This is a genomic window from Protofrankia sp. Cj5 (assembly GCF_917627405.1).
Taxonomy (GTDB): Bacteria; Actinomycetota; Actinomycetes; order Frankiales; family Frankiaceae; genus Protofrankia.
Window position 1 is genome coordinate 23,493 of record NZ_CAKJTO010000052.1, and the last position, 13,020, is coordinate 36,512.

At 64.6% G+C, this 13,020-nt stretch carries 13 protein-coding genes and 1 pseudogene; 3 read left to right on the forward strand and 11 right to left on the reverse strand.

Annotated elements, in window-relative coordinates; genetic code table 11:
• Positions 1 to 600: 600 nt before the first annotated feature.
• The 6 genes from MJ777_RS13105 to MJ777_RS13130 all read right to left on the reverse strand — a co-directional run bounded on the left by MJ777_RS13105 (position 601) and on the right by MJ777_RS13130 (position 6,012).
• Positions 601 to 2,061, reverse strand: coding sequence for a site-specific integrase (locus MJ777_RS13105; protein ID WP_239376394.1), 1,461 nt, complete (start codon positions 2,059 to 2,061; stop codon positions 601 to 603).
• Positions 2,058 to 2,222 (reverse strand): AlpA family transcriptional regulator, encoded by a 165-nt coding sequence (locus MJ777_RS13110; RefSeq protein WP_239376396.1) that lies wholly within the window; start codon positions 2,220 to 2,222, stop codon positions 2,058 to 2,060. The genes MJ777_RS13105 and MJ777_RS13110 overlap by 4 nt, the downstream gene beginning before the upstream one ends.
• Positions 2,223 to 2,248: 26 nt before the next feature.
• Positions 2,249 to 3,703: a replication initiator gene (locus MJ777_RS13115; protein ID WP_239376398.1), complete on the reverse strand. Its 1,455-nt coding sequence runs from the start codon at positions 3,701 to 3,703 to the stop codon at positions 2,249 to 2,251.
• 131 nt (positions 3,704 to 3,834) lie between these two features.
• Positions 3,835 to 5,325 (reverse strand): FtsK/SpoIIIE domain-containing protein, encoded by a 1,491-nt coding sequence (locus tag MJ777_RS13120; protein ID WP_239376400.1) that lies wholly within the window; start codon positions 5,323 to 5,325, stop codon positions 3,835 to 3,837.
• 3 nt (positions 5,326 to 5,328) lie between these two features.
• Entirely contained in the window at positions 5,329 to 5,646 is a 318-nt protein-coding gene (locus tag MJ777_RS13125; protein ID WP_239376402.1) for a hypothetical protein, read from the reverse strand.
• Positions 5,647 to 5,649: 3 nt separating this feature from the next.
• Positions 5,650 to 6,012 (reverse strand): hypothetical protein, encoded by a 363-nt coding sequence (locus MJ777_RS13130; RefSeq protein ID WP_239376404.1) that lies wholly within the window; start codon positions 6,010 to 6,012, stop codon positions 5,650 to 5,652.
• 181 nt (positions 6,013 to 6,193) lie between these two features.
• Between MJ777_RS13130 and MJ777_RS13135 the strand changes: the two genes are divergently transcribed.
• Both MJ777_RS13135 and MJ777_RS13140 read left to right on the forward strand, forming a co-directional pair.
• A complete protein-coding gene (locus tag MJ777_RS13135; RefSeq protein WP_239376406.1) occupies positions 6,194 to 7,372 on the forward strand; it encodes a helix-turn-helix transcriptional regulator in 1,179 nt (392 codons plus the stop codon).
• A 128-nt stretch (positions 7,373 to 7,500) separates the two neighbouring features.
• Entirely contained in the window at positions 7,501 to 7,824 is a 324-nt protein-coding gene (locus MJ777_RS13140) for a hypothetical protein (protein WP_239376408.1), read from the forward strand.
• On the opposite strand, the gene MJ777_RS13145 is transcribed toward MJ777_RS13140, so the two are convergent.
• The 3 genes from MJ777_RS13145 to MJ777_RS13155 form a co-directional block, all read right to left on the reverse strand.
• A complete protein-coding gene (locus MJ777_RS13145; RefSeq protein ID WP_239376410.1) occupies positions 7,809 to 8,372 on the reverse strand; it encodes an NUDIX hydrolase in 564 nt (187 codons plus the stop codon). The genes MJ777_RS13140 and MJ777_RS13145 overlap by 16 nt on opposite strands.
• A 210-nt stretch (positions 8,373 to 8,582) precedes the next feature.
• A complete protein-coding gene (locus MJ777_RS23135) occupies positions 8,583 to 9,068 on the reverse strand; it encodes a hypothetical protein (protein WP_370652718.1) in 486 nt (161 codons plus the stop codon).
• A complete protein-coding gene (locus tag MJ777_RS13155) occupies positions 9,068 to 9,298 on the reverse strand; it encodes a hypothetical protein (protein WP_239376412.1) in 231 nt (76 codons plus the stop codon). Before MJ777_RS13155 ends, MJ777_RS23135 begins: the two co-directional genes overlap by 1 nt.
• A gap of 311 nt (positions 9,299 to 9,609) precedes the next feature.
• On the opposite strand from MJ777_RS13155, the gene MJ777_RS13160 reads away from it, so the two are divergent.
• The gene (locus MJ777_RS13160; protein ID WP_239376414.1) at positions 9,610 to 10,668 is read left to right on the forward strand and encodes a hypothetical protein; all 1,059 of its coding nucleotides are present in this window, start codon (positions 9,610 to 9,612) and stop codon (positions 10,666 to 10,668) included.
• A gap of 121 nt (positions 10,669 to 10,789) precedes the next feature.
• Here the strand turns inward: MJ777_RS13160 and MJ777_RS13165 are convergent, their stop codons facing one another.
• Both MJ777_RS13165 and MJ777_RS13170 read right to left on the reverse strand, forming a co-directional pair.
• Positions 10,790 to 11,044 carry a DUF3592 domain-containing protein gene (locus MJ777_RS13165; RefSeq protein ID WP_239376416.1) on the reverse strand — a complete coding sequence of 85 codons (255 nt, stop codon included), beginning with the start codon at positions 11,042 to 11,044 and terminating at the stop codon, positions 10,790 to 10,792.
• A gap of 1,223 nt (positions 11,045 to 12,267) precedes the next feature.
• Positions 12,268 to 13,020, reverse strand: a pseudogene (locus tag MJ777_RS13170) (hypothetical protein); the annotation flags it as partial.

Sequence of the window (13,020 nt, forward strand, 5' to 3'; positions counted from 1 at the left end):
CCGGGTCGCCGGGGGGAGGCTACCAGTGGCGGCCAGGTCGGCGAGCACGCTGCGGACCTGCTTGGGGTGCCGTTCACGATGCTCACACAGGAGGAAAAAGGTAGTCTTGGTGATGACTCTGGATTTGATTCCCATCAGATGCGACGGCGCGCAGCGGGATCGGTGATGGCGACGGCTTCGGGGCCGGGCATAGCGTTCCAGCGAGCGGACCGAGCTATCTCGGGAGCGTGCCGAGCAGACGTCGGGTCCGCCTGACCCGGAAGAGGTTGGCGTCAACCGGTCGAAGCGACGCCCACATCGTGGTGGGAGCAGGGGATTCGGTAAGCTGATCGTGATCGGGCAGGCTCCTCGCCTGCCCCACCAGCCTGATTCGAACCCCCTGCTTAGGGTCCCAGCACGAGGCGGGCGTCGGGTGTCACCTCCACCACTTGCTACCGCCGGGACAAACAGCCCAATTCCATGTAGAAAGATATGATCGTAATCCAAGCATTATTAAGGAGAATGAAAGTAGGTAGAGTATGATGTTTGTTACTGCAGGTCATTGACCAGCACAAACGTGCCAAAAATGCAGATCGGCTACTCTAATTACTTCATTTTGGATTAATAAGGATCTAGCCCTGTAGTATTAGCTGGCCTGTTCTTCCTATGCTCCCGGTCGCAATCAGGTTCTGCTTCGTTTTCCACAACCTCTTGATCACCAGAAGGATCAGGCGGACCGAGGGCTTCGGCGATGCGGTCGTTGATGGCGAGGTCCTGGCCGTCAACGCAGTTGGCGTAGACACGGAGGAGGACGTCAACGCTGTGGCCGGCGCGGCGGGCGACTTCGGTCGACGGTACACCTGCGTTGAGCCAGAGGGACACCGCGGCGTGGCGCAGATCGTACGGGCGTCGGGCGAGCGGCGACGCGACTTGTTCCGGGGTGAACGCCTTCTCCCGGGCCTTCCGCCAGGTGCGGGAGTACGTGCTCTCCTGCGGGGCACCGCCTGTCGCGGTACGGAACAGCCGCCCGTCCACGCCGACGCCGAAGGTGTCGATGTGCTCCCGCAGCATCCGCACGTACTCCGGTGGGATCGGCACCGGGCGGATTTCGTTCTCACCCCGCCGCTTCAGCCCACGTCGCTCCCGAGGCGCCGTACCATCCGTCCACCCGTGGCCGGCACGCGGTTCGTTGGCGACCAGATCCAGACGGCCCCAGCCGTCGTCCGGTAGGAAACAGTCCGACTCCCGCAACGCCAACCCCTCGGATGGCCGAGTACCGGCGAAGTAGAGGCACCCGTAGAAGGCGACGAGATGCCGGCCCGTCGTCCCTTGCCCGGCGACGGCCGCGAGTAGATCCCGGACCTGCGCCGGATTGGCGACAACCCGACGGTCCACCGTCTTCGCAACCTCTGGTGCCCGCCGCTGGACCCGGTCCACCGGATTCGCGTCGAGCCAGCGCCGCTCGACCGCATACCCGAGCGCGTGATGGAAGACGGCTCGCTTACGCCGTACGGTGCTCGCCGCCGCCGGAGTCCCCGTCAAGGTCTTCGCGCACGCGTCGAGAGCCACCCGCACGATCTGCGTCTCCGCGAGCGCGGTAATGCGGAAGGACCGCTCTTCCATCCACGCAAGCGCAGCAACGACATCGTCCGGCGGAGACACGGCCAGGGGACCGAAGTTGAACGCCCACGAGTACAGCGCCCTCCGGATCAACCGGAGGTCCGGCTGCCCACGACCGTCCGATACCAGGGCCATGGTGACGGTGGCGAGCGCATCGGCGGTCGCCCGCCGCGACTTCGCCGCCGCCGTCGGCCATTTCGCACGGGCGTACTCCCGGGCAACCTGATACCAGGTCGGCGCGGTCCGCTCCCGTTCCATCGACACCGGAAGACCTGTCGTCTCGCTGAACGACTCCCCCCGCTTCGCGGCCTTCATCAGCTGCCCGCGGAAGTTCTCCCCGAGCGCCTTCGTCGCGAAGTAGTTCTCCCACTCCCGGCCCGCGACCGCCCATCGCACCCGGTAGGGACGGGTCTTACGGTCCGGCCGCTTCTTGATGTCCCAGAACCTGACGTCGTCGCTCACGCCGCACGCTCCGACAGATCGTCGATCCAGTGGTCCAGCTCACGCCGACTGATACGGATCTCGCCGTTCGGGAGCTTCACGCCCTGCGGACCCTGTCCGATCTGACGCCAGCGGTAGAACGTCGAACGCGGGATACGCAGCTCGGTAAGCACATCAACCACGGTCAACCACTCGGTACGAGGTATGGTTACTGTCCTTTCTCGGAGGGAACCGGGAACTGATACGAGCCGGAGCCGAAGCCGGCAGGATGGTCGGCGATGCGTTGTTCCTCACGGGAGAGCACCCGTTTCTCCCGCGCGTGCGCCGCCGCGGACAATGCCAACCAGAGATCTCCACTGGTGCGGTAGCCAGTACCGGCGTAGACGAACGAGGACGCCACGAAGAAGTCCGACGATGCGCTGTCGACCGCCAAGGCTCCGGAAGCCGCCGATGTCCGGTGCCGGTCGGCTCGTGCCGCCCGCAGCGCTCCGAGCGTCGTCGAGTAGGTACGGCTCTTGGTCATCCAATGGCCGCCGAACCCGAGGGTGTGCGCCCATCGCCGGAGTCCGAGATCCGCGAGGTGCGGTCGGCCGCCGAGTTCCCACGCGGTTTCCACCAGGCGCCGCATGTGCCCGGTGATCGGGAGCCGGTCGAGGTCGTCGAGCGAGCGGATGCGGCGATCCAGCGCGCCGAACGGGTCGGTTCCCTTCGTCGTGTACTTCGCGAGGTATCCCGCCGCCCGGGTCCCGCTGATCGGTTCGATGTCGAGCTGGTCACCCCAGCGGACGTCCCGGATCGCGTCGGGGTCGTCCGGGTCGGGGCACGGCGCCCGCTCGCGGCGGACCGCGTCCTGTACGGCGTCGGCGAGCACGTCGGCGGTGGCCCACCCTGGTGGCGGCACAATCGCCTTCGGGTCGGCAGGGTCGCGGCCATCCGCCCGCAGGATGCCGTGCAGATGGATCGCCCCGCGTTGCTGCGACTCGGCGACCTTCACAAATGTGATCCGTACCGTTGCCTCCGTGACCCGCACCGTCCGCCCGGCATGACGGGCGAGCATTCGGACGAGACGGACGCGGGTCCGCCGCCACAGCTCCGGCGCCCGGTTGTTCCACAGCAGCAGACCAGCGGTGTCGAAGCAGTCCGGGCACAGCGGCTCACCGAGCGCCGGGTCGTCCGCCGCGTGACGCTCCCAGCAAGCGACCGACTGGCCATGGGAGCAGCTGTCCCCGCGCCGGGGGTGGCAGACCTGCACGGGCCGGCCCCGGTTGCGCTGGGAGTGGACCGCACCGAACGCGGGAGCCGTCAGCGTGACGAACAACAGCGGATGCTCGGCGACCGTCGCCGGGACGCCCTTCCCGCCGCGCATCCCGGCCGCGGTGAGCTGGTAACAGTCGCCCTGATGGATGTGCGAGCAGGACGGGCAGGCTGTCGCCCGACGGTTCTTGCACGACGTCAGCAGAATGCCGTCCGGTTCGCCCGCGGTGCTGTAGACGACCCGGCTGGCACCGCTGATCCGGTCGATGTGCACGATCTCGCCGCGTAGCCGGATCGGCGTGGAACACCACCCGGTGGATGCGGCCTGTTCCTGCCAGCGGTCCAGCGTGCCGGCCCGAGCCCGGTCGAGAACGTCGGTCACGGCCTCGGGGATGACGGGAAACACCACGGACCGATGCGGGGCTTCTGCTGTGCTGATGACATCTCCTTGGCAGCGAGGGACGGAAACTGGATAGGAAGGCGAGCGGCAGAAATGAAGAGGGGAAGAAATGGCCAGGAGGGGACACGCGGCGCCATCCGTCACCTGTTTCCGCCGGCCGGCGGTCCGTCGTCCGGGCAGCCCCCGCGGTTGCGCTGCTGGTAGTCGGCCGCGAACGCCTCCCACTCATCGGCCAGTTCCCCGGGTTCCGACCCACCGGGCGCTGTGACATCACCGCGATCCGGAGTCCAGCCCGCACCCCGTATCGCGACGGCCCTCCGGGCGATATGCGCCAGCTCGTCATCCAAGAGGTAGTGGGCCCGCAGCCGAACCGGGGTTCCGCCTTCCGCGAGCAGCCACCCCACACCCCGCGCGGCAGGGTCGATGTCGGCCGCCGAGTAGCCCTGCGAGGCCCAGCCCGCGCCGAGGATGGTGTCGGAGGCATCCCGGGTGGAGCAGCGCAACGCCCACCGGAACCCGAACAGATCCCGCAGATAGGTGGGGACGACATCACCCGAGGGTTTCTGCGTCGCGCCGAGCACGATGATCCCGGCCGCACGGCCGCGAGAGACGAGGTCCCGCGCGGCTTCCGCGAACGCCGCCTGTTCGTTCTTGGTGCCACCGAGCAGGTAGTACGCCAGCTCGTCGATCACCACGACGTGCAGGGGCAGCCCGTCATCCGGGGTGACTTTGCGCGCCCCGGACTCCAGGAGCCGGGTGTACCGGCGGTCCATCTCCGCCCGCAGGCTTTCAAGGACATCGATCGCCTCGCCGATGTTCGTACCCACGGTGTCCTCAGCGACCCCGCGCCAGCACGCCAGTTCGACAAGCTTGCCGTCCAACAAGGTGATCTTTGCGTCCGGGTCGAGGGCCGCAGCCGCGACGAGCTGGGCCAGCGCAGCCGACTTGCCCGCGCCCGGCTCCCCGCCGAGCAGCACATTGCGTTCCGGCAGACTGATCGTGACCGGCACGCCGTTCTCGTCGACACCGACCGGGATCGGGTCCCACAGCGACACCCGAGGCCCCGCCAGGAACGGCCAGGGCGGAGCGGCAGCGGTCAGGGGGTCTCGGCGCACGATGGTCGCTGTCATCGTGGATGCGTCGAGCCGGGCCCGTTCCAACCGGACCTGGCCCGCCCGCAGACTCACCGCCAGCGTGTCGGCCGCCTTCTCCAGCGTCGACGGGTTCAGACCGCCGGGTAGACGGAGCAGAAGACGGTCCCCGACCGGCACCCGCCGGACCCGACGCACCTGCGGTATCGCGTCCGCCAGGGTCGCGAGATCCGCCCGCCGACAGGCACGGGCCCACCGCCGCCGCACCCGGCTTGCCAGCAGCCATCCCACGGCGGGCCGGCGGGACACCGGCCAGCCGAGGATCATGGCAAGTCCGCCGATCAGCGCCAGGTGGCCGGGGACACGCCCCAGACCGGCACGCAGGTAGTGGTCCGCAACCAGCAGAACGGCGACTACGACCATTTCGCGGTACCAGGCCCGCAGCATCCGGGCGCAGGCCACGGCGATCAGTTCCGCTGGGGTGCGCAGCAACGTGAGTTGGTTCGGCCGCTTCGGACGCCGGATTTCCACGGTGGGCATCGCTCACGCCACCTTTCCGACAAGTTCGATCATCTCGCAGTGCGCGGGACGGCCAGGGTCGTCTGTCAACCGCTCGCATTGCCAGCAGAAGTGCCACCCGTCGAGTTCCACGTCGTCGTGTTCGACCGGGTCCGCTGGCAGGTCGATGAGCACCGTTTCCAGCGGTGTCCGGAAATAGAAGGTGCCGAGGGAGTCGGCGAGTGCTTGTGCCGCGCGGAACTCCGCGTAGCGGCGCTGCGCGAACTCATATGCCTTTGTCCATTCACGCTGGACGAGCCAGAACGGAATGCCGTCGACGGTGGTGTGGAGGGTGCGGGCCATGGGTCAGCCCGCCTTCGTTGACGTGCTGGCCGGGAGGACGGGCGCAGGCGCGCCGACGATGGCGTCCGCCCGGTAGGACATCCCTGCCCGGAGCGCGCCGGTCTGCCGGTCGGTGACCGTGTACTGCCGTGCCACCAGGCCAGACACCGTGACGAACATCCCGGCTGTCACCTTCGGCTCGTTCGAAATCTTGACCTTGATGACCTCGCCGTCCGCGCCTTCGGACATCACGAGCAACGAGATCTGGAAGACGGGCTGCCCGTCCACGACCTTCACGCGCTTCGTCTCGAAATCCACGACCGGTTCCGGCGCCGAGGTAGCGATGAACGTGTACGGTCGTGCGTCGACGATTATTCCTGCCCGCATGGCGGGTCCCCTTTCTTGAGCTGAACCGGACAGCTCAAGAAAACCGCAATCGGGACCTTTCCAGCAGCCGGCAGGATATGTATTGTTATGTATGGTGGCTACAAGACCTCCGCGACGTGCATCATGAGGTGCATACTGCTGCCATCACCTGATGCCTGCCCCGACACGAGGTGAACCGAAGATGGAGACCGTCACGACGCTGCTGAAGGCGGAACGCGCCGCCCGCGGCTGGAGCCAGAGCGACGTGCTACGCCGTATGCGCACGCTCGCGGAACAGCAAGGAATCCAGCTTCCGAGCCGGGGAACACTCCAATCCCAGTTCTCCCGCTGGGAAAACGGTCACATCGTTCCGACACTGCATTATCAACGACTGCTCCGCGATGTCTACAGACGCACTCACGCCGAACTCGGATTTCCCGCGCTGCCCGCTCAGCCAACCCCGGCAGCGGCGCCCGCACCGCCTGTCGAGCCGGACGCCGCCGCCCTGCTTGCCCTGATCGCGCGGTCCGCCGTCGTGGACGACGAGCTGATCCGCGCGTTGCGGGGGCAGACCGACTCCCACCGCCGCGTCGACCGCCAGCTCGGCGCCGTCGCCGTGTTCGAGCAGAGCGCCCGTCACGTCGGCCAGGTGCACGAGATGGTCAGCTTCAGCACCGACCCGGCGAGCCGCCGCCGCCTCGCGTGGGTTCTCGCCGACGCCGCAGCCCTGTCCGCCTGGCAGGCTCTCGACCTCGGCCACTACGCCCAGTCCTGGACGTTGCTCGAAACCGCGAAGCAGGCCGCCCGGGAAGCCGACGACCCCAACCTGTACGCATTCGCCGCCGCCGAACAGGGATACGTCCTCATCGACCTTGGGCGCCCCGCCGAGGCCGCCGAACTCATCTCCCACGTGCGCGCCGACCTCGGCCGCAACACCCCGAGGATGCGGTCATGGCTGCATGCCGCGCACGCCGAGGCCGCCGCGTGGGCCGGTAACGGCATCGCCGCCATCCACTCGTTGGAGAAGGCCCGCCAGGAGCTCCCGGACGGCGACGGTGACGAGGATCTGCCGTTCCTTGCGCTCAACGCCGGCCATCTCGCCCGGTGGGAGGGGCACTGCCTCGCTCAACTCGGCGACGCCGACGCCGACGCCGTGACCACTCTCTCCGGAGCCCTGGCCGAGCTGGACCCGACGTTCACGCGGGCCCGGTCCGGTCTGCTCTGCGACCTGTCGACGGCTCTCGTCCGACGAGGGGACGTCGAGGCCGCGGACGCACACAGCACCGAAGCGGCGAGCCTGGCAGCCCAGACCGGGTCCGTTCGCCAACGCCGCCGCATCGAGCGCGTCCACGCCCAGGTGCTTCACCTCCGCAGCGCCTGACCGAGGCGCCCCCGCTCATCCGAACCGGCGGGATATACCCCGATGAGATGGGAGTCGGATGCCGATCCGCGTAACGTGCCCCGCACGGATCACCGATCGCCATCCGACCCGGAGGAGGACCCTCGCACGTGACCAACCCGCCCGGAGACCCCCACCGCCCTGCCAGCTCTGCCCCCGTGTCCGGCGAGCCGGACACGGCCCGGTTACTCGTTCTGCTGCACGACGACGAGGTACGGGCACGCATAGCCGCCGGCCACCTCCGGCGCCTTTCGGACGTCTACACCACCGTCGTCCGTGAACTGTTGACCATCGAGCCCACGGCGCCGTCGGGGCATGTCTCCGGATTCTTCCTTGACGCCTACCGCCAAGGCCAAGCCGACGCCATCGCGTCTGTCCGCACGACCCTGTCCGCCGCTCTCGTTGCGGGAACCCCTAGTCAAGCCGATCGGTGAAGACCCGCGAAGACGTAGAGCAGACCAATCATGGACGGTGAGTCGCGCAGCTCCCCCTTGGCGATCAGATCAGGGACGGTTGCCAGCGGGACCCACTCCACCCGCTGCGCTTCGGTGATGTCGGTCGGCGCTCCGACCTCCTCGGCACCGTCAGCCAAGAAGATCTCATGCGGCGTGTCCGCGATGCCGATCGACGGCTGGAAACTCAACAGATGCCGGACCGGCCCGGGGCGCCAGCCGGTCTCCTCCAGGACCTCACGGGCCGCGGTGACATCCGCGGTCTCGCCAGGGTCGACGATGCCGATCGGCAGCTCCCACCCCCAACGGTCATCGATGAATCGATGACGCCACAGCAGCAGCACTCGAGCCGCGTCATCGACGACGACCGTTGCCGCGACCTGTTGCATCCGCAGCACATGATGTTCGAAACGCTGTCCGTCTGGTAGCTCCACGTCAGTCAACATCACGTTGACCCACTCGGACGCGTACACGGAACGCTCCCCGCGCACGATCCACGCCGACCCCGCCGCAGCATGTTGTCCAGTCATCGCCGCACCGTAGCCCAGCCCGCCTGCCGCAATCCGGCAATCGACAAACCTTCGTGCTCTTCGCTGTCGAGCCGCCGTGTGTGAGTACTTTCCTTACATGGTCAAGCCGGCCTTCGGCCGGGACAGCCACGCGACCACGCCGCGCACGCCGCACCCCGGTCGGGCCTGGCAGCCCGCCGGAGCGTCGGCGCGTCGCGTCGCATGTCCCGATCAGCTTCCGGGTGACGGACAGTCCCTACGGGCGTACGAAGCGATGACACGCAGGGCGTCGCGGGCGATGTCCGATACCACGCCGGGCCTGGCCGTCAGGGAATCCAGGGTGCCCATCGCGATATCGAGCTGGGTGGAGAGACGTTTGATCAGATCGGCGCACGGCTCGGAATCGACAACCGGCAGCCAGCCGGGCCATGGATGCGCGGTGATGCTGTCCTCGGAAACGCCGAGCAGGGATGCCAAAGCGGTCTGTGAAACAGCATCCGGCACCACGTTCCGGTGTTCCCACCGCCAGATTTTCTGTCTTTCCGCAGCCATGTTCTTCACGCCGAGTTCCCGTGCGCGAGCCGCAATCATTCGGGCGAGTCGCTGATAGGACAGGTTGTACTGAGCCCGGATACGGCCGAGCGGGTGGATATCGGAGTCGAGTACCCCATGAACATAACGATCACCAATAGTGGTGTTCAACACCATCCTGGTCATCACACAGCCTCCACGCCAACCGATCTTCCTGGATCATCCGGATCCGGCTGAGGCCGCAGCAGACTATCCAGCAAGGAGATCGGCGCCACCTCGTAGTCGACGTACTTGTTGAACTGCGCGAAGAGGTCGGCGGACCGCGCGGTAGGAAATGTGAGAATAACCCTGTCGACCCTTCGTTCCGCATCCCCGTCAAAGCGAACCACAGCGTACAGGATTACGCCATCTGCCATGCGCCCTCCTCAAGGACATAGGATTTCGACATAACAGATGTATCGCTCTGTCGCATGACAACCCATCTCACCGGGGTATGTCCCGCAGCTCGGATACATGAAATGATCCGTAGCATGGAAAAAGGCTTGCGGCGATGAACCGCACCAACTCAGCTCGTCCGGTCGCGCCATCGAGCCTGTGGCAGCGCCCGGACATGCAACACGCACTCGTCGAGCGTGACTGTGCGACAATCCTGCGACTCTTTATCAGGTGGACGCCAGGCGCCAGTCAGACAACGGTGGGACAGGCCGTCGGGTACTCGCAGGGTCGGATGAGCGAGATCATAAACGGGAAACGGCACGTCACCGCCCACCGAAAAATCCTCGACATCGCTGACGGTCTGGAGATGCCCCCCGCCGCACGCCGCCTCCTCGGCCTCGACCCACGGCCCTCACACGACCGGCAACCACGCCATCCACAGCCCATCGACGACCAGGAAGAAGAACTGCGGGAACGTCTCACCGCCGCCCGTGCGGTTGATCCAACGACGGCCGCGCTACTCCAGGAACAGACCGACGCGATCCGGATGCTTGACCGGAAACTCGGCGCCCCAGCAGTCGCAGACCATCTCCACGGTCATCTCCGCAGCCTGGACGCTCTCCTCACCTACGGGCCCCTACCATCAGCCCGTACGCCACTCGCACGCATACTCGGCGACGCCGCCGCTCTCGCGGGATGGCACGCCCTCGACACAGGTGCGACGAACCAGGCATGGCATCTGTTCGAACGCGCGACCACCGCCGCCCGTGAGTCAGGCGATACCGCCATGCTGGCATTCGCCAACGCCGAGCAGGCATACGTCCTGGCCGACCTCGGTGAAGCCGCCCAAGCCCGCGCTCGAGTCATCGAAACCTACGCCGCACACCACCGCCGCATACCCGCCCGCCTACAGGCATGGCTGCACGCCGCGGAGGCCGAGATGTCCGCCGCTATGGGCGACGGGGCCGAGTGCCGCCGCGCTCTGGACCAAGCACACCGCGCCATGCCCGACCACGACCACGACCTCGACCTGCCGTTCCTCGCGTTGGACGCCGTGCATCTGGACCGCTGGCGTGGCCACTGCCTGGCACGACTCGGCGACACCGGTGCGATCGACGATCTCACCCGCGCCCTGACCGCCATGGACACCGCGTTCACCCGCGCGAAAGCCGGCCTCCACTGTGATCTCGCCCTGGCTCTCAGCCTGCGCGGTGAACTCGACGAGGCCCGCACCCACGCCGCTCGCGCCCACGAACTCGCCACCCGTACCGGCTCCACCCGCCAACGCCGCCGCCTCGACAACCTCCGCCAAGCGCTCAACCCCGCACACTACCGAAACCGCCAATCTTAAGATCAATTACCTCCCGGGACACGACAGCCATTACGCGCGGACTGTTGCCGAATTGCCTATATTAGGATCAAGGAAGCCTCGGCGGCTTGCCTGCTCCATTCCCCAGCGGCCGAACCACGGGTCACGGCCAAGTCGTCGCCAGAGCGAATACCCCGGTAACGGCAAAAGCCAACCCAAAGGTGACGGCAAAGAAGATCGGGATCACGCGGGAGCGCCTGGTGGCAACCCGGGCTTCGTGAGGCTTTCCGGGCGGGTACAGGAGGGGGAGCACACGACCGACCGGGTACTGCAGGCCGATCGCGGCGACGCGTGGCGTGAACTCGATCCTCTCACCCTTGTCGTCGGTGAAAGCAATGACGGGAACCTTGAGAGGCACCTTGACGTCCTCTGAGGGGGCGGTCTCCAGCGGTCAGTGCACCGCCCGTATCCTGCTGGAAGCAGGGGGCTCGGCAAAATTGATCGCGATCGGGCAGTCTCCTGACCTGCCCCACCAGCCCAATTCCAACTCCTGCTTAGGGTCCTGACGCGAGGCGTGCGGTGCACTGACTGCTGGAGACCACCCTTTTACGGATCACGTCTGATCGTAACAAAATTTGATGTATGAGTGCCGAGATCTGATGGAAATCTATCGAATTCCTCGTCCGATTCTATCAGACCTTGCCGAGTAATCAAAAGACCTATCTTGAACTTTTCCCCTCGTCCATGATATGCAGTGCCGCATCGAACGTTTCCAGTAATCTTGCCATCTCTGTCTGTATCTCTAGGATCTTGGGCATACCATACGCTTCCCAGCGGTTGGACGAATGGAACTACAACAAGATTCCTATTCTTTAATGCCAATCCAACATTAGTACTTTTCGTAGCAAGAATTACTTGTCCCTCGATTCTCGGGAACGATGATCCGATAGAGTTACCATCGTTCGGTGCGCACAAATTAAGTGAGGCTACTTCGCCGCCCAGGTTTCCGATAAGCGCAAACGACGCAACTAGCATAATGACCAGAATTGCCATCACCGCTAGAAATAGCCCAGCAGTGATTAAAGAGCTCACCCTAGTTGCCGCCAAAATTCCCATCGCGGAAATAACAAGCGGTGTTACAATTTTGCCGGTAGTACTAATCGCAATAGAAGCGACAATACGTAAGAAAAATCTAGACATGAATGCAATTCCCTACTCCTAGAACTTCTGAACTTTATTCAGAACTGCCGAGGACAGCATTCTCCAATTGATTATCCGCAAGTCTGATCAACGCCTGCCAAAGTACGGCGTGTCGCATGGACAACGGCCTTTCCTGCTGGTATTGGTTATTCGTCAAAACAACCCAATGCCATGCGAGGGAAAGACCGTTGCGGTATCAGCGCACCACCGGCTTGATGGTGTCACAGATGCAGGAGCTTGTCGCGCGCGTCAACGGCGTCCTGAGAGGATGTCTCATGTGGCGGTTCTCGGCGCAGCGAAACCCTTGCGGCTGTACGCATCTGCCGGAGGAAGCTCCCCACATGAGACACGCGCTTAGGTGGATTTCAGATAGAATTCGTCATCATCGGATCGCCGGACGAAGCGTGCAGCACGACTCCATTAATCGACAGGGCGAAAAATTCAAAGTCGAGCAAACAACTTAAGTACCGCCGCCGATGGGTAGGATGACAGAGACGCGACACCGTTTGCAAGGGAAATCGGCATCAAAGCTCCCTCATTCTGGTGACTGATCAGCGATGGGAGTGTCGCAAGAATTCGATCCAAGCCGATCAGATCAGCAGTCTTTTCCGGAAAATCCGGACTCGAATTGTAGGCGCCTGTAGGCACTGACAGCACCATTGATGTATAAGGGTCGAACTTAGCTAGAACTTTTTCACCGTAGTTGGTTCTTAGCCCGTAAGGATTCACTCTCTCCGGCGCATGATCGACCTCTTGGCGGATATAGCGATGCGAAAGTACCGCGAATCTCGGCAAATCGCCCCGAGTCTTAGGTTTTGTGAAAGCTTGAATCTCGGCTAGGTGATCGACGAAACGCCCAGTCTTCTCTTGACCGACCAGATGTATGGGGCAGTCTTTTTCGCGAGCTCGCTGGAGGAGGTCGCGAATATTGGGCACTAGCTTTGAGTACTGACCTCGAAGTGCCAGCGGCCCGTCTTTGACGAGAAGAATATTTCGCAGCGAAACGAAATCTCCCTGGTTCCAGAAATGACGGACCACAGAGAATAGAAGAAGCGTCTCATGTACCAGCATGTAAGCAGATGCGACACTGTCCGGAGCTTGATCTTCACCCATCTCTAGATGGAACCCAATCATGTCCGAGAGAAACAGCTGACCGCCACAATGTTCACAAAGCCCGGAGTCCGAATCGTAGGA

Coding starts and splice junctions, on each gene's coding strand:
- MJ777_RS13120 (WP_239376400.1), bottom strand. CDS start 5,325: ATGCCCACCGTGGAAATCCGGCGTCCGAAGCGGCCGAACCAACTCACG.
- MJ777_RS13125 (WP_239376402.1), bottom strand. CDS start 5,646: ATGGCCCGCACCCTCCACACCACCGTCGACGGCATTCCGTTCTGGCTC.
- MJ777_RS13130 (WP_239376404.1), bottom strand. CDS start 6,012: ATGCGGGCAGGAATAATCGTCGACGCACGACCGTACACGTTCATCGCT.
- MJ777_RS13135 (WP_239376406.1), top strand. CDS start 6,194: ATGGAGACCGTCACGACGCTGCTGAAGGCGGAACGCGCCGCCCGCGGC.
- MJ777_RS13145 (WP_239376410.1), bottom strand. CDS start 8,372: ATGACTGGACAACATGCTGCGGCGGGGTCGGCGTGGATCGTGCGCGGG.
- MJ777_RS23135 (WP_370652718.1), bottom strand. CDS start 9,068: ATGACCAGGATGGTGTTGAACACCACTATTGGTGATCGTTATGTTCAT.
- MJ777_RS13155 (WP_239376412.1), bottom strand. CDS start 9,298: ATGGCAGATGGCGTAATCCTGTACGCTGTGGTTCGCTTTGACGGGGAT.
- MJ777_RS13160 (WP_239376414.1), top strand. CDS start 9,610: ATGAGCGAGATCATAAACGGGAAACGGCACGTCACCGCCCACCGAAAA.